The organism is Desulfobacter sp. UBA2225, assembly GCF_002348205.1.
Classification (GTDB): Bacteria; Desulfobacterota; Desulfobacteria; order Desulfobacterales; family Desulfobacteraceae; genus Desulfobacter; species Desulfobacter postgatei.
On sequence record NZ_DDYV01000033.1, the window covers coordinates 1 to 17,019 of the forward strand.

General features: G+C 46.2%; 15 protein-coding genes. 9 read left to right on the plus strand and 6 right to left on the minus strand.

Annotated features, from left to right (window positions below; translation table 11 throughout):
• A partial coding sequence (locus tag B3D59_RS01645) for a cache domain-containing protein (RefSeq protein ID WP_286817335.1) occupies positions 1-1,301 on the minus strand: 1,301 nt, incomplete at its 3' end.
• 281 nt (positions 1,302-1,582) lie between these two features.
• Here B3D59_RS01645 and B3D59_RS01650 point away from each other — a divergent pair.
• From B3D59_RS01650 to B3D59_RS01680, 7 genes are all read left to right on the plus strand, one after another.
• Positions 1,583-1,897: an STAS domain-containing protein gene (locus tag B3D59_RS01650; protein WP_286817336.1), complete on the plus strand. Its 315-nt coding sequence runs from the start codon at positions 1,583-1,585 to the stop codon at positions 1,895-1,897.
• Between the two features lie 3 nt (positions 1,898-1,900).
• Positions 1,901-2,266 carry a response regulator gene (locus B3D59_RS01655; RefSeq protein ID WP_286817337.1) on the plus strand — a complete coding sequence of 122 codons (366 nt, stop codon included), beginning with the start codon at positions 1,901-1,903 and terminating at the stop codon, positions 2,264-2,266.
• A gap of 70 nt (positions 2,267-2,336) precedes the next feature.
• Complete coding sequence (locus tag B3D59_RS01660) at positions 2,337-4,394, plus strand: chemotaxis protein CheA (RefSeq protein ID WP_286817338.1); 2,058 nt, start codon at positions 2,337-2,339, stop codon at positions 4,392-4,394.
• A 27-nt stretch (positions 4,395-4,421) separates the two neighbouring features.
• On the plus strand, positions 4,422-4,961 hold the full coding sequence (locus B3D59_RS01665) for a chemotaxis protein CheW (RefSeq protein ID WP_286817339.1): 540 nt from the start codon (positions 4,422-4,424) through the stop codon (positions 4,959-4,961).
• Between the two features lie 39 nt (positions 4,962-5,000).
• Complete coding sequence (locus tag B3D59_RS01670) at positions 5,001-5,864, plus strand: CheR family methyltransferase (RefSeq protein WP_286817340.1); 864 nt, start codon at positions 5,001-5,003, stop codon at positions 5,862-5,864.
• A gap of 18 nt (positions 5,865-5,882) precedes the next feature.
• Positions 5,883-6,959, plus strand: a complete 1,077-nt coding sequence (locus B3D59_RS01675; RefSeq protein ID WP_286817341.1) for a protein-glutamate methylesterase/protein-glutamine glutaminase — start codon at positions 5,883-5,885, stop codon at positions 6,957-6,959.
• A 4-nt stretch (positions 6,960-6,963) separates the two neighbouring features.
• Entirely contained in the window at positions 6,964-7,512 is a 549-nt protein-coding gene (locus B3D59_RS01680; protein ID WP_286817342.1) for a chemotaxis protein CheD, read from the plus strand.
• Positions 7,513-7,547: 35 nt separating this feature from the next.
• On the opposite strand, the gene B3D59_RS01685 is transcribed toward B3D59_RS01680, so the two are convergent.
• The 5 genes from B3D59_RS01685 to B3D59_RS01705 all read right to left on the minus strand — a co-directional run bounded on the left by B3D59_RS01685 (position 7,548) and on the right by B3D59_RS01705 (position 14,507).
• Positions 7,548-9,566, minus strand: a complete 2,019-nt coding sequence (locus B3D59_RS01685; protein ID WP_286817343.1) for an ATP-binding protein — start codon at positions 9,564-9,566, stop codon at positions 7,548-7,550.
• Positions 9,567-9,622: 56 nt separating this feature from the next.
• A complete protein-coding gene (locus B3D59_RS01690) occupies positions 9,623-10,225 on the minus strand; it encodes a YfiR family protein (RefSeq protein ID WP_286817344.1) in 603 nt (200 codons plus the stop codon).
• An 18-nt stretch (positions 10,226-10,243) separates the two neighbouring features.
• Positions 10,244-12,265, minus strand: coding sequence for a TonB-dependent receptor plug domain-containing protein (locus B3D59_RS01695; protein WP_286817345.1), 2,022 nt, complete (start codon positions 12,263-12,265; stop codon positions 10,244-10,246).
• Between the two features lie 95 nt (positions 12,266-12,360).
• Positions 12,361-13,359 carry a J domain-containing protein gene (locus tag B3D59_RS01700; RefSeq protein WP_286817346.1) on the minus strand — a complete coding sequence of 333 codons (999 nt, stop codon included), beginning with the start codon at positions 13,357-13,359 and terminating at the stop codon, positions 12,361-12,363.
• A gap of 2 nt (positions 13,360-13,361) precedes the next feature.
• Positions 13,362-14,507 carry a DUF362 domain-containing protein gene (locus B3D59_RS01705; protein ID WP_286817347.1) on the minus strand — a complete coding sequence of 382 codons (1,146 nt, stop codon included), beginning with the start codon at positions 14,505-14,507 and terminating at the stop codon, positions 13,362-13,364.
• Between the two features lie 286 nt (positions 14,508-14,793).
• Between B3D59_RS01705 and B3D59_RS01710 the strand changes: the two genes are divergently transcribed.
• Together B3D59_RS01710 and B3D59_RS01715 are read left to right on the plus strand one after the other, a co-directional pair.
• Positions 14,794-16,149 (plus strand): HAMP domain-containing sensor histidine kinase, encoded by a 1,356-nt coding sequence (locus tag B3D59_RS01710; protein ID WP_286817348.1) that lies wholly within the window; start codon positions 14,794-14,796, stop codon positions 16,147-16,149.
• A 22-nt stretch (positions 16,150-16,171) separates the two neighbouring features.
• The gene (locus B3D59_RS01715) at positions 16,172-16,921 is read left to right on the plus strand and encodes a hypothetical protein (RefSeq protein ID WP_286817349.1); all 750 of its coding nucleotides are present in this window, start codon (positions 16,172-16,174) and stop codon (positions 16,919-16,921) included.
• Positions 16,922-17,019: the final 98 nt, after the last annotated feature.

The following is a 17,019-nucleotide window of genomic DNA, read 5'->3' on the forward strand; positions in this document are numbered from 1 at the left end:
GCTTTTTGAAGATCTCCAATCTCATCCTCACTGCTGGATTCAATATTTACGTTCAGGTTACCCTGGGCAAGCTTGTTGGCCGCATCAACACCTTGGGAAAGGGGCAGTTCAATGTATTTTTTGGTCATGTATCTAACCCAGAAGAACGCCGCAAGTATAAGTATGACAATGGTCGAAGTCTTAAAAAGGATTTGGTTCCGGACCATATTATGGAGTTGTTTTCTTTTCTCCACTATTTTATTGTGCACCCCGTCAGTATATGCGCCTGTGAGAACAATCCAGTCCCAGGGTTTGAAGTATTTGAAATATCCGATTTTAGGTTCATTTTTTTCAGATCCTGATTTGGGCCAGGTATAATTTATATGGCCGTGACCGTCAGACTTGGCCATCTCAATAATTTCCCTGAATATAAATCTTCCGGATCCGTCTTTTTTGTCCATAAGATTTTTGCCAATGGTTTCCTGATCTAAATGGGCTATAACATTGGCTTGGGTATCCATGATGTAAAAATAGTCATTGTTCCCATATTTCATATCAGAGACACTGTTTATGGCTACTTGTTGTGCGTCTCTTTCAGCTTTGTCAACGTATATGCCTGTACCGATGATCCAATCCCACGGTTTGAAGTAACGGACATAGGAGAGTTTTTTCAGCCATTTTTTGTTGTCATTAGGGGAGGGCCAAATATAGCCGACATATCCTTCTCCCGCTTCCTTGCACAGACGCGCCATCTCCACAAACATGGGAATATCGGTTCCTTCGGCCATAATGATTTTCTCGTTTTTGGTATACCGGGAAATGTCTTTTCCATTCAAAGCCGGTACCGTAGGATGCTGAACCATTTTGGGGTATGTGTCATTGATCCAGAAATAGTTATTGTTATCATAGCGCAACGCTTCAATTTGGGCCCCAATTTTTTTTTGGACGGTTTCCATTTTTTGATCTTCCATGCCGTCAATATGGGCGGACGGTTCCATGGCTTGTGTATACGCCCTGTTGATCATTGAATAAGGGAGGTCCACAAGATTTTTTAATTCTGAACCATATCTCTTTTTTATATCTTCAATCCTAACAGCCTGGCTGTGAACCTTTACGACCATGGTATAGACCGTATCCACTAAGTCTATGAGTTTTTGTCTGCCTTCATCCATCAGCTCGTTTTCAAAGGCAGCAATATTTTCACGGGCCTGGTGGATTGTGCTGTAAAGAGAGTAGCTCCCCACGATGCTTATTGAAATGATAATTGTCAGGATAACGATTACGATAATTTTTGTTTTGATTTTTAAGTTTTTAAAACGCATCCCATCCCCCCCTTCTACAGATTGCCTCGGCAGTTAAATATATCACTATGGTAATATCTGTACGAGGCTTGCGTTGTCAACATGAATCCCGTCATTTGCTTGGATTCAAGATATGGTGGCGCTTGTTAAATCCATAACCGAATATTCAAAGAAAATCTCATCGCTTCGGATTTAGGCGAAAAAAGGAGTGATATGGATGATAATATTGAACTTTTTTGACACACAATTTTGATTGGCGTATATTTTAAAAAAAATAGCGGTGAATCAGATAAGGAGTAGGCATGGTTTCCAAAGATCAAGATAAGGACGGCAACCTGGTGATGAAAATTGAAGGGTCTTTATCTGCGCATGACTTGGGAGCGCTCAAAGATCGTTTGTTGACGGGGCTGACAAATTATCAAGGGATTGTTTTTGATATTAATGGCGTAACCGACTGTGATACTCTGGGGGTTCAGCTCCTTTTATCCGCCAAAAAAACAGCTGACAAGTTAAATAAAACATTTCATATCACAGGTTACTCCCAGTCGATTCAGGATGCGGTAACCGGGGTGGGACTGAAAGCCGAAGATTTTCCCTGTTTCTCGAAGGAGGCTTAAGGAATGGCAAAGGTCATTATGACGGTGGATGATTCGACCAGTATAAGACAGATGCTAAATTTTACATTAAACCAGGCCGGTTATGAAGTCGTTGAAGCTGTGGATGGGCAGGAGGCGACCGATAAACTTGCCGCGCTCCACATTGATATGCTGTTGACCGATTTGAATATGCCCAACAAGAATGGCTTAGAGCTGATTGAATGGGTTCGGTCCATGCCAAAATTTAAGTTTATTCCCATTATTATGCTGACAACCGAATCGGATACGGAGATGAAACAAAAAGGCAAGGCTGCCGGGGCCACGGGGTGGATTGTGAAACCGTTTAAACCCGAGCAACTGATTGCCGTAGTAAAGAAAGTTCTTCGTTAATCCACGCGTGCCAAGGGACTCGGAAAAGGACAAATCTTGGCTTGAACATGTATATTAGAGGACATATCCCATGAATGAATCCAACAGATTCATTGCAGAGTTCTACAACGAAGCCGAAGAACTTCTCTCTGGTGTTGAAGACGCGGTTTTGGATATTGAAGAAAATCCCGGGGACCAGGAAGCGGTAAACCGGCTCTTTCGCGCCATGCATACCATCAAGGGATCCGGATCCATGTTCGGATTCGATGCCATTTCCGAGTTTGCACATCATGTTGAAACAGCACTGGATAACGTTCGAAACGGAACGGTTCCTGTGAGCAAGGCGCTTATCGATTTGATCCTGGTGTCACGGGATCGCATCACGGCTATGCTTGCCGAAGCCAACGGTGCAGGTCCACCGGTAGATCCCCGGGAAGGGGAGCAAATCATTGCCTCCCTTAAGGGGCTGCTTCGTTCCGATGTCGCGGAAGCACCCGTTGACGAATTCCCAAAAGATGGGCCGGAAAAAGCCTGTGTGCCGGATGCACCTGCGCCTCAGAACGAAGCGGTGTATCGTATCCGGATTTCACCTGATCCGGATATCTTTGCCATGGGCATGGATCCGGTCATGCTGCTCTATGATCTTGCAGATATGGGGGCGTGCAGTGTCATGGTCCATACTGAAAAAGTACCGGATCTGGAAAATCTTTCCCCGGAGTCATGCTATCTTTTCTGGGACATCCTTTTAACCACGACCAAGAGCGTCAATGCAGTCAGAGATGTTTTCATATTTGTGGAGGATACTTGCGAAATCGTCATTGAAACCGTTGAAGAAAAGGCAGCTGCATTGGAGGCGTCGACGGTGCCCAGGTCGGGGGACATTCTTGCCGAGTGTGGTGATATCCACAAAAAAGTCATAGACGAGGAATCCGATACACTTTCCAAGGAAAGGCTCAAGCCTGAACAAAAAGAGCAAAAGGTTGTTCCCCAAACGCATAAATCCGCTGTCGCATCAACGGTGCGTGTTCCATCAGACAGGCTTGACAAGCTGATCAACCTGGTGGGCGAACTGGTTATTAACCAGGCCCGACTGACCCAGGTGGCCTCAAACATCAATGATACCCACTTAGGCGAGTCCGTAGAGGAGATTGAGCGCCTGACCGGTGAGCTTCGCGACAGTGTGCTCAATATCAGGATGATGCCCATCGGCATAACATTCAACAAATTTCGGCGCCTGGTGAGGGATTTGTCCTCCCAGCTCAACAAAGAGGTTGAGCTTATTACCAAAGGCGCGGAAACAGAACTTGATAAAACCGTTCTGGAACGTCTTGATGACCCCCTGGTTCATCTGATCCGCAACAGTATTGATCATGGTGTGGAACCGCCTGAGGTTAGAGAGCGGACCGGAAAACCTAAAAAAGGGACCATTATCCTGTCCGCCGGTCACAAGGGAACCAATGTGGTCATTAGCATCCAGGATGATGGTAAGGGGCTGAATGTAGAGACCATCCGGAAAAAAGCTGTGGAAACGGGGGTGATTCCTGAAAATGCAGAAATACCCGACAAAAAAATATTTACCCAGATTCTTGCCCCCGGATTTTCAACCACCAGTGAAGTGACAAGTGTATCCGGCCGGGGTGTGGGTCTGGATGTGGTAAAAAGAACCATTGAATCCCTAAGGGGGCGCATTGACATTGACAGTGTACCTGGTGAAGGGACCAAAATTACGCTTATTCTTCCTTTAACCCTTGCCATTATCAACGGTCTGCTTGTAAACATCGAAGATGATTTTTTTGTACTGCCTTTGATGTCCGTTGAAGAATGTGTTGAGATTAAAAGCAAGGAAATCGAAACGATCAACGGCAGGAACATTCTAAATGTTCGCGGGAATATGGTGCCCTATATCCGGCTTCGGGACCGTTTTCACATAGCGGGGCGTCGTCCGGAGGTGGAACATATCGTTATTACGAATGTCAATGACAGTCGTATCGGTTTTGTTGTGGACCATGTGATCGGGGGACATCAGACAGTGATAAAACCTTTGGGTCCGGCGTTCAGATATAATAAGGAGATATCCGGAGCTACCATCTTAGGGGATGGCACCGTAGCCTTGATTTTAGACACCAATGTTCTTCTGGAAAGCGCATGACAGATTACTCATATAGGAGGGAGGTCAATGAGTGTACAGGGCATCACCCAAACAAGCCAATACCTGACATTTAAACTGGACAATGAAATTTATGCCATGGACATCACAACGGTCCGTGAGGTACTTGATATTACTCAAATCACCAAAGTGCCCCAGATGCCGGACTTCATGTGCGGAGTTATCAATCTGAGAGGGAGCGTCGTGCCGGTTGTGGATCTTAGACTTAAATTCGGTCTGGAAAAGGCAGCGTCCGTAAGGGAAGCATGCATTGTGATTATTGAGATCATTCTTGATGACGAAGAGACCGTCCTTGGTATTTTGGTGGATTCGGTTCAGGAAGTCATAAGCCTTGAACCCGAACAGATTGATCCACCACCAAGAATCGGTACCCGTCTTAAGACTCAATTTATAAAAGGGATGGGGAAAAAAGATAAAGAATTTATTATCATTCTTGAAACGGCCAAAGTTTTTTCTGCCGAGGAGCTTGCCGTTGTCCAGACGACTGATGATATCCCTATGCCTGAAACACCCGGGGGGACAAATGCTGAGAATGAAAACGATGATTAGACGCAATGCCTTGTTATGGGCACCCCGGGGGAGTGGATTATGAATTTTCAGACCCTGCCTTCTCTTGACATGACGGATTTCAGAAAATTAGGCAACTATATCCATGCTGAATTTGGCATCAAGATGCCTGATGCCAAGCGGGGTATGGTTGAATCCCGTTTGCGTAAACGCTTAATTGCCCTGAATATATCTTCTTATGACGAATATTGTGCTTATCTGTTCAGTCCCAGGGGACAAAAAGATGAACTTTCGTTTTTTATTAATCAGATCACAACCAATAAAACCGATTTTTTCAGGGAAGGTGCACAATTTGTTTTTCTTGAAAAAAAGGTATTGCCTGAACTGCTGTCTTCCGTGCCCACAGGCGGCACCAAAAAACTATCCGTATGGAGTGCTGCCTGTTCCCGGGGGCATGAGCCCTATACCCTGGCCATGGTGTTGTCTGAATATGCACAACAGCATAAAAATATAGACTTCAGTATTCTTGGTACTGACATTTCCACAGGGGTTTTGAAAGTTGCCCAAAAAGCGGTGTACGCCCACGATGAGATTGAACCGGTACCCATGATGCTGAGAAAAAAATATCTTTTGAGAAGCAAGGACCGGAGTAAAAATATGGTCCGGATTGTACCGCAACTTCGCTCCAGGGTCAGGTTGCTTCGGTTGAATCTGATGAATAAATATTATACCGCCATTGAGCAGATGGATATTATTTTCTGCAGGAATGTAATGATTTATTTTGAAAGGGAAACCCAGAATCAGATTATGCATAAGCTGTTAAATCATTTAAAGCCCGGGGGATATCTTTTCATGGGGCATTCAGAAGTTATCCAGTATGCGCAATTTCCTTTAAAATCAATTCAATCGACGATCTATCAAAAAGTGGATAATGCTAAAGAGTGATAAAAGAAGAAGGTGACAATGGGAAAAAAAATTAGGGTGCTGGTCGTGGATGATTCCGCGCTGGTTCGAAGCGCTCTGTCGCAGGTACTGACCTCTGATCCGGAAATTGAGATCATGGCAATGGCCAGAGATCCAATTGTTGCGGCCTTAAAGATCCGCAATGAAGTTCCGGATGTCATTATTTTGGATGTTGAAATGCCACGCATGAACGGGATTACCTTTTTGAAAAAAATTATGTCCCAGCATCCCATTCCTGTTATCATTTGTTCGACCCTTGCCGTCGAGGGGGGACAGACCGCATTATCCGCCTTGGAAAGTGGGGCTGTGGAGGTGATGGAAAAACCCAGCCTGGGCACAAGAATTTTTTTTGAAGAATCGAAAATCAGAATCTGTGACACGGTCAAGGCAGCGGCCATGGTCAAAATTAAGATGTGCAAACATGTGAAACCCATAAAAGTTTCTCCAAAATTGACCGCAGATGCCATTTTACCTGGCCCGTCTATCAAGGCCATGGATAAAGCCACGGAAACCGTCATTGCCGTGGGTGCTTCAACCGGTGGGACAGAAGCGTTAAGGGTCCTTTTTGAAAGTTTGCCCCGGGATTCGCCGGGTATGGTTGTGGTCCAGCATATGCCTGCCAATTTTACCAAGGCCTTTGCCGATCGTCTGGATGAAACCTGTCTGGTGTCTGTCAGGGAGGCGAAAAATAACGACACTGTTTTACGGGGCCAGGTGCTTATCGCCCCCGGCAATTATCACATGTTGCTCAAAAGAAGCGCAGCCAGGTATTATGTTGAAATCCGGGAAGGCCCGCTGGTCTCGCGTCACCGTCCCTCTGTGGATGTTCTTTTTCGTTCTACTGCCCGATATGCCGGGAAAAACGCCCTGGGCGTCATCATGACCGGGATGGGTGATGACGGGGCTAAAGGGATGTTGGAAATGAAACAGGCGGGGGCCTATAATATTGCCCAGGATAAAGCGTCCTGTGTGGTCTTTGGTATGCCTATGGAAGCCATAAAACTGGATGCCGTAGACAGCATTCTTCCACTGGATAAAATTGCAGACGCCTTACTTAAAAAGTGTCGGACCCCTTAAGCGGATGGTAAATCGCGTTTCCATAGGCATTGGAGAATATTTTGTCACCAGCCAGGATGTCGTCATCCATACCGTACTCGGTTCATGTGTCGCGGTGTGTCTGTATGATCCGGAGAAAAAAATCGGCGGCATGAACCACATCCTCATGCCGTCCAATCCGGATATTAATAAGTACGATGCCTCTGCCCGCTACGGCATCAATGCCATGGAGTTGTTGATCAATGCCATCATGCGGTTGGGCGGAAACCGTAAAAAAATAGTTGCCAAGACCTTTGGCGGGGCGAATCTGCTGATGGGAGTCTCCCAGGAAACTGCTGTGGGGACAAGGAATGTAGAATTTGTGGTTAATTTTCTTCGGGCGGAAAAAATTAAGATTCTGGCTCGTGATTTTGGCGGTCATGATTCACGTAAAATTTTTTTTCATATTGACACGGGTGAAGTTTTTTTAAAGCGGGTGCCATCCATGAAATCTCTGGTGGTCGCAGAGCAGATAAAACGCAATCGAATTAAGGAACAGCTCGCTAAGCCGGGGGATATCACGCTTTTTGAATAACGGGTGGTGTTGCCGGCAATATCTGCATAATCGGGTCAGGATGGATTCAGATGAGGGTTCCATTTTTTTAGTGTTGCCAAAAGATCTTCCATCATGAAAGGTTTGGTTAAAAAATCATCCATGCCTGCATCCCGGCATTTGTCCTGGTCATCCGTCATGGCATGGGCGGTGATGGCAATGATCGGGGTATGGATGCCAAGGATCTCTTCATATTTCCTGATCTCCCGGGTAGCCTGGTACCCGTCCATTTTCGGCATCTGGCAATCCATGAGGACGATGTCCGGTTTTAAAGAAATGAACTTATCCCTGACATCAATACCCGTAGCTGCTATATCCACCTTGCATCCAAAATTTTCAAGCATGGCTGAAAAAACATCCTGGTTGGTGATATTGTCTTCGGCCACCAGCACATGAAGATTCATCTTATCCGTTTTTTGCGGCCGGGTCGCATGGCCGGCCAAAGAGACCTCGTTAACGGGTTGTTCTGCTTTTTTCAAAGGAAGAACAACGGAAAATATGCTTCCCTGGCCCGGTTTGCTGGTACACCTGATGGTGCCTCCCATAAGTGATACCAAGTCCGATGAAATGGCAAGGCCAAGTCCGGTGCCTCCGTATTTGCGCGTAAAAGAGGCGTCAGCCTGGGAAAAGGGTGTAAATAAATATTTTTGTTTTTCAGGTGCGATGCCGATACCGGTGTCTTTAACGCAGATGCTCAAAGCAACCCGGGATCCATGGTCGCCAAAACTTTGAAATCCATTCTCCTTTAGCGGGGGGGTGGAGATCGTTATGGTTACGCCGCCTTTTTCTGTAAATTTTATGGCATTGCCCACAAGATTGATCAATATCTGCCGGATCCTTGTGGGGTCTCCCACCAGAAAAAGATGTGTGCCTTTCTGAATATCAATGGTTAGATACAGGTTTTTATCTTTGGCGACAAACATCAGAAGTGTTTCAATGTCCGTTAACAGGTTGTTGAGATTAAAAGCAATGGATTCAATTTCAAGCTTGCCGGCTTCAATTTTGGAAAAATCTAAAATATCGTTGATGATTAAAAGCAGGGTCTGGGCTGATTTTTGAATATTGATTGCAAATGTTTCCTGTTCACCCGAAAGTTTGGATGAAAGCAAAATTTCCGTCATACCGAGAATACCGTTCATGGGCGTTCTGATTTCATGGCTCATGTTGGCAAGAAACTGGGATTTTACCAGACTGGCTTCTTCTGCTTTTTTTTGGGCCTTTTCCAGGTGCATGACCGTGGATTCAAGTTCTTCCTTGGCCTGGGTCAGGTCCAGAGTTCTTTGTTCGACCCTGGATTCAAGGCTTGCACTGTATGAATTCAGTGCATCGTCCCTGGCCTGAATCTCTTCAAGCATCTGGTTAAACTGCTCCACAAGCACACCAAACTCATCGTCACTGTATTTTCTAACCCTGACTTGGTAATCCTTTTTCCGGGTCACCTGTCCCATGGAATTAATGACATCAAATAATGGTCGGGTAAAGATGGCCTGCATTTTGGAAGACAGAATCAGGACCACTGCCAAAGAGATAATGACAATGCCTGCCACAATCAGATAATATGCAGACAGTCTTCTTTTTTGTTGCTGCATATCATCAATCAGATGAATGGCGCCTAAAAAATTGTCTTTAAAATTGACCGGCAGGATCACATGGGTATGGCCGTTTGTAAACCCGCTGAGCATTTTCCGGGCAGCAAGCATTTCAATGGGGGCGATGCCTGGTTTGCATATTTGTCTGACTTCATGGGTCAGCGTGTCAATGGAAACGGCATCCCTTGAGAAATCAGCGTAAATTGCGCCATGGATGTCGTAAAGGACGGCACCGATAATGCCCTGTTTTGCAGACAGCGCTCTGAGGTCCTCCAATGCGGCATTCCGGTCATTGAACATCATGGCGACCGAAGCGTTTAACGCTATAAGATCCGCCATGGATACAAGTTCATCAACCAGATTGTTTTTGGCATTATAGGTTTCATAGGCCACCATGGAACCGGCCATCATAAAAAGGGCCAGCAATGCCGTAAATCCTAGGATCATGATCAGTTTTATCCTGATGGAAATGACGCTATGGTTTGATTTTTTTGGTGGGCGCATTATTTTTCATTTACGATGACAGCCAGTTTAAGCAGCCTGGAGCTGAATTTGAGCTGGTGTGCCTCGGCCTTTTTAATGTTAACTTCAAAATGGAGATAATCATCTCTGGTGAAAAATTGAATGATTCCGCCGGTCCGGCTGAAATTTTTAACTTCACCAATAGTGAGAACCGGTCTGTCTCCAATACTGTTTAAAATTTGCAGGGCCTGCTCCAAACGGGTATGCCTGCTGATAAAGACAACCTGACTGTCTGCCAGCATTTTTTTATAATCGTTGCCTTTGGGGTCAGGATACCGGATGGATATGACGCGCCCGGCACTGATTTTTCCGTCAATGGTCTGGAAGCTCTCTTTAAGATCTTCATTGCCGAACACCGCTATTTTAAAGGGTTCCATTTCACTGTCAAATGCAGTTTTGGGCCATTGAATAAGTTTGGTAAAATTGTAAACAAAGGCTGCTTTGACCTTATATTCTTCAAGATTTTGTGACTGGACTGTCCCTATGGCAATACTACATAGCAGAAACTGGCATATGCAGACCGGGATAACTATTTTTATCCGGATATTTTTTGAACGTTGCATCTGCCTTGTTTTTATTGCCATGGGGAATAGCGCATATCTTTAGAATTTATAGGTCAGTCCGGCATAGGTGCTGCGAGGGACTTCCACAGGACAACTGAATGCTTCCTGGACAAATTCAAGGTGGCTGTCCTGGAGCAGATTTTGCCCGATCAGGAAAAATTCCAGATCCGGCCGGATCTTCCACCCCAGGCGAAGGTCCAGGGTTGCATAATCGTCAATTTCATAGATGGCAGTATTAGAAAATGCCCAAACTGCGTTTGTTTTGCCCACATATCTAAACCAGGCGTCCAAGGTCAAGTTTTCCGTCAAATCAAACCGACCTCTCAAGGATACCTGATGTTTTGTAAATCCAAAGTCGATTTCATACTCCTGGTCATTGTCATAATCATGGTATGTCAGTGAATAAGCCAAGGTCCATTTGATTTGTTTGCTTGTCGCCAGATCCACTGAAATTTCTGCCCCCCAGGAGCGTGCATTGGACATGTTATTTAGCACAATGTCTTGGATAAGTATTTGGTTCTCGGCGTCAATGTAGGGAGAACTTTGTGGGGTATAAATTCTTAAATTTTCATAATCGTTGAAGAAAAGCGCCAGGTCAATGGAGAGGGTTTGTTGGGGAATAAAGCGGTATCCCGCTTCCCAGGCCCACAGAATTTCGGCTGTTTGATCCTCATTGTTTACGAATCTGCTATACAAGGGACCGTAGGCGGTATCCATTCCGGAGAGGTAGATCAGGGCATCGGACTCCACCCGGGAGGGAATCCGGGTGGCCCGGGAAATGGCGGCCCACAATCTGTGGTGGTCGCTGGGGGCCCACAACAGCCTTGTGGATGGCTGAATTTCAAGGCCGGTATAATCATTGTGCTCAAACTTTGAACCAATGGTGAGTTTAATTTTGTCCTCAAGTAAAGATATTTCGTCCTGGATAAAGGTCGAGTACAGAAGGTCAGTTGTACTGACTGGATCCATAAATGCAACTTTTGAGCCTGAATAATCATCAGATAAATGGCGCAGCCTAAGTCCCCAGATGATATCGTTCCCAAAACCCAGCCCGAAGCGGTGCTGAAACGCCACATCAACGTTGTGTCGGTCTTCGTTGAGGATATCCTCGGAACGATGCATGGCATCGTAATACATCTTCACAGACATTTCCGATGTTCCGGAAAGGATTTTTGTCCATTGGCCCATGATGTTGCCCCCGGAGACATCGGTTGTTACGGGAACTTCATCCATGTATGGCGTCGCCTGACTGTAAAGATAAAGGTCCTGGTGGATATGGCCATCGTAGAGATCCCCCTGGAGGGTGAAATTATCGGCCAGAGACAGTTGGCCATCCATCCGGAAACCGGCCTGGTTGATCTGCCAGTCGTCACCTGCATCCTCTCCGGAAAGACGATCAAATTCATCCCTGGCCCTGTGTTTGGCATAAATCCGCCAGAATTTGTCGTTGCCCATGGTGCCGCCATATCTTGCTGCCACCATGTTTTTTTCAACTGATCCGGCAGATGCTTGTACAAAACCGCCCTGGGTATCATTGGCCCGCCTGGTGATAATATTGATCACCCCATTGACGGCATTGGATCCCCAGATGGTGGCACCGGGACCGCGGATCACCTCAATACGGTCCACATCCTCAAGAAGCACATCTGTTACTTCCCAATAAACGCCTGAAAAGCTTGGTGTATACACACTGCGCCCGTCAACAAGGACTTGAAGACTTGGGGAGAAACGGCTGTTAAAGCCCCTGCAGTTTATTGCCCATTTGTTGGCGTCAATGCGTGCCACATTCACGCCGGGGGCCATGCGCAGGGCATCAGGAATACTGGTGACACCGGAACGCCTGATATCCTCCCGGGTGATTACGAAAACGGCGGCCGCACTATCAGACAGCCGCTGACTTTTTTTGCTCACGGAAGTTACTTTGATCTCCATGAGTTCTTCAATGGAAAATTCTGTCAGATCCTGATCCTGTGCTGCCGGGCATCTGGCGGGTAAAAAAAATAACAGGCCTGGAAGAAGCAAAAGCAGCAGATTTATTTTTTTCTGGAAATCGTGTGACACCTGGATCCTTTGTTGGGGATTAGGAAACTTTAACAAAATATACCTAATATTTAATGTTAATTCGCTTTATTGTCAATCAATTCCGGGAGGTTTATCTATGATGACAGCTTTTCAAGAAGGGCTTGGTAAGCGTTGCTCAGTTCCACAAACCTGTCGTGGCTGCCGCCCCTGTCGGGATGGTGCTCTCTTGCAAGGCGCCTGAATTCGCGGGTCAGATCTTTCTTATCCATGGACGCCAGGGCCTTGGCCGTAAGATTGAAAATTTTAAATGCCCGGGATAACGGAAGCTGCCGCGCGGCTTCAGGCGGCTTAAACCAGCGATTTCTCTGACGGAACTGGAAGTCTTGAACCATATCATCCAACAGCACCGAATCCCCATACGTGTGATCAAAAAACATGATTGCATACCGGATCAGGTATTCATGCAGCCGGCTGGTCAGCTCGAAAAGTTCCTTATTCAGCAGGCATAACTCCTGGATACAAAATGCCTCCACCTTATCCTGATCCAGGGCATGGGGCATCTGCTTGGCCATTAACCCTTGGAAAAAACGATGGAGATCAAGCGCCGTATATACGTAGGATTTAAGATCTTTTTTTCTTAGAACCCGTTCCTGGTCCATAAAAAGCTGCTCGATTTCATCCCGGGATTTGTTGTGCAGCTGCCTGAAAATTACTGCCGGCATATTCACCATGGGCCCCTGGTCCATGGTGCCGAATTTAAGAAAATGGGCCCGGCGTTTGTCAAAGGCATGAACCTGTTTGGCAATGTTTTCTTTCTGCGCCCGGGTCATAGGCGTATACTTCTTAAAAGCGCGTTGTCTGAACGTCCGGGTGGCCCTGCGGATGGCCGGCCGGATAAAAGGCCAGAACAGATCTTCAAGCTGTTCTCTGTCAAGGGTGGGCACCAGGCTTGAGATCCTTGATTCCAGATCCGGGCTTAAATACCAGGCGTTTCCTCCGGGATAATCAATCCAGGCCCCGGGGCAGGAGCCCAGATCAAAAATGTCCCGGGCCACCATCTGTTCACCCTGTCTGACAGATTCCCGCAGGATATAGGTGGTTTGTCTCTCTTTTTTTACTTTTGCAAGGTACATGGCTAACCGTGTTCCCCTGGATTTTTATATGCCAGGGTCTCCAGTTTGATAAGGTTGTAAAGTCTTGTTCCAAGACCGATCTCCTGGGCATACGCAAGCTGGTGCTCCCAGTCCACGTGTGGGTAAAGTCCTTTGAACTTATCCTCCCCCGGGGCCAGGTGGGTTGTCAACACCGAAGATGCAAGGCCCTGGGCCTGGTTGACAAGGTCTGCACTGGCCTGGTCAATGGCTACGGGATCCCGGGATGCCACCACACCGATATCGTTGCAGATGGGGGATTCGGCATAGGGCAGACAGTCACATTTGGGGGAGATATTGGTGATAAAGTTCACAAACAGACATTTGTCAGCTTTATTTTTAAGCACACCGGCGGTATATTCCATCATTTTTTCTAGAAATACCGGGATATCCTGGTTCCAGTTGATGTTGATGGACTGGGTGGGGCAGCGCACAATGCATTCTGCACATCCGATACAAGCCGCTTTATTCATATATGCCTTTTTGTTTTCAATGGTTATGGCCAGCCCCGGGCAGTGCCGGGCACACAAGCCGCAACCGATGCAGGTTTTTCGTTTGATTTTCGGACTCACATTGGAATGCTGGTCCAGTTTTCCCCGGCGGGATGCACACCCCATTCCCAGATTTTTAAGGGTGCCGCCGAATCCGGCCAGCTCATGTCCCTTGAAATGGGCCAGCGCCACGATAGCGTTGGCATTGATAATTTCAGACCCGATAAACACTTCCCTGTTGTGTTTGAGATCTACTTGGACCGCTGTCTCGCTTTTTCCAAACAGGCCGTCGGCAATGATCAAGGGGGCGGCATCCATGGATGAATAGGAAAATCCGTTTTCCACAGCGGTTTTAATATGGGACACCGCATCAGACCGGGTTCCCACATAAAGGGTATTGGCATCGGTCAAAAAAGGTGTGGCCTTTGTTTTTCTGATGGCCCGGATAATTTTCCGGATAAGAACGGGTCGGATGTAGGCCGTATTTCCCTGTTCACCGAAATGCACCTTTACGGCGGTCAGATCGTTTTTGTCCAGGACAGCGTGAAGTCCTGCCGTGGTTACCAGACGTTCCAGCTTGGCGGGCAGGTTTTCCCTTGATGTGGCGGTCATGTCCATGAAAAATACATCAGCACCCATTAAACTTTCCTTTTTGCATTGTTCCGAATCCCTATTATTATAAAATAGAGCATCGGTGATGGAAATTCAATACAGGTAAATGTGTTAACTGCTTTTGGTATCAGTTTTGCTTAAGCTTTCTAAACGTACTTGTCCCAGCCGGGATTTGACTTGATTGTTCCGGCATGCTAAAAAGCTTTCACCTATATAAACGGTAACACTTATGTCAATGACACCAGGCATCTCAAAAAAACTTTTTATTTTCCTCTTTTTTTTCATATTTATATTTTATGGAACAGTATATGGCTTGTTTATAAAAGTTCGGGAAATGTCCGATACCTCTGCCCGGATTGTCGGCATCAGCAACCGGATTGCGGTATTGTCCAATGATCTTAAAAACAGCCTTCTTGATATGGACGTAAATATCAAGAAGTTAAAACTGTTGAAAAAAGAGGTTTATTTTGACTATTTTGGAGCAGCCCGGCTCAATTACCAAAAGGTGCTTGTCGAGATCATTGACCTGGACAGAAGGCGGGGAACACCTGCAGGATACTGGCGTAATATTGACCGGACCTTTGGTGGCTATATTCATTCGGGTGTATCCAAGGGAGAAGCCGTGAATGAGGGTTATACCTGGATTGCTGACGATGTGATGGACCAATGGATGACAAGGATTGAAGCGGCCAGAAAGGACAATGAAGACAAAATCGAGCAGGCGCTAATCCTGATCAACCGTTTAAGTCGCCAGGTGATGAGAAATTGCATGATCGGGTTCGGTATTTCAATACTGGTGGGCATTATGGGCGTCTGGTTTATTTCCAGATCCATCATTGTTCCCTTGAATAAATTGAAATCCGGGCTCAAGCGGGTTTCTGATGATAATTACACCTATGAGATGGATATTGCATCCAAAGACGAATTCGGGGAACTGGCTGCTGCGTTCAATGATATGAACCGTCAGCTTAAAGCAGATGACGAGATCCGTTCCGATTTCATTGCCACCTTAAGCCATGAAATCAGAAGCCCCTTGTCTTCCATCCGTGAATCTGTGAATATGCTGACCGAAGAAGTTCTTGGGTCGGTAAATGATAAACAGAAAAAATTTTTAACCATTGCCGCTAATGAGATTGCCAGGATTACAAGCCTTTTAAACCACCTGCTGGATACCTCCATTCTGGTTTCCGGGATTATTAAAAGACAGGTTGCGCCCTTTGACCCCAACCAACTTGTGCAATCGGCTATTTTGAGTATTACGCCCGGGGCCAATGCCCGGGGTATACGTACGGAATTTACGCCCCTTGCACAGGCGCCCATGGTTAAAGGCAATGACAAGGAAATAATGCAGGTGATAATAAATATTTTGGATAATGCGCTGAAATTTTCACCGAACAACAGCCGGGTGGATGTCCGTTTGACCCCGGGGCCAGGAAAACATTTTCTGACATGCAATATCAGTGATGAAGGACCGGGGATTCCCGAAGATAAACAAAGTTTGATTTTTAAAAAATACTACCGGGCCAGGGAGGTACGCAAGCACATGGACGGGGTAGGACTGGGTTTGAATATTGCCCGGCGGATCGTCCAGGAAAATGGCGGAGAAATTTTTGTGGAGAATAAACCGGATAAAGGGTGTACTTTTTCCTTTACGTTGCCGGTAGTTTAATAGATGAATTTTAAGGAATTTTATGCGGTTTTCATGGATATATGATGGCCTGAATTTGCCCATGGGAGGGGAATTCAAGCGTTTTCTTCTTTTTTTCAGAGTCCTGGTTTTTATCGGGTGTACAGGGGGAATTGTCAACGGGTGTACAGGGGGAATTGTCAACGGGCGCAGCATAATACCTGTCTGCACTATCGCCTGCCGGGATGCCATGGTGAAACAGGGCCAGGATGCATATTTAAATGAAGAGTATGCCCTTGCCCGTCAGATTTTTTCACAGCTTGCTTTAAGGAAGGATGATGTACAGCTTGAGGCGGTCGGCCTTTATGGAAATGCTTGTCTTGACATGATTCTTGCAGACAATGCCCCAACCTTTAGAACAGCTGTGGAGCAACTTCTACGTTTACCGTCACAATTGCCTTACCGGATTTTAACAGACGGAAGCCAGGAGCCCGACGACGGCGAAACCCGGTGCAACACATGGTGCAGAATACCCCCCGGTATGATAGAGAAAGCCCTGGACCACGGCATGATTTTACTTGAATCCGAACGGTCGGGTATGCTGGAAAATCTTAATGCCCTTTATTCCAGAGAGGAAGTCTATAAAAAAGAGCGTCTTAGCATGCAGAAAAAGATTGATTCTAGAGGACTTAAAATAACAGTCTTGAAAAAACAAAACCGGCACCAGGAGGCTCGGATTAGAGATCTTTTGCACCAGATAAACGTGCTTGAGAAAATTGATAAGGAACGGCAGGAACAAAGGGGAAATCAATGACGGCAGCACATAAAATACTCATTGTTGATGATGACCCCAGTATTCTAGAGGTTTTGGACGCAAGGCTGTCCGCAACCTCTAGAATACTGGGGTCATCA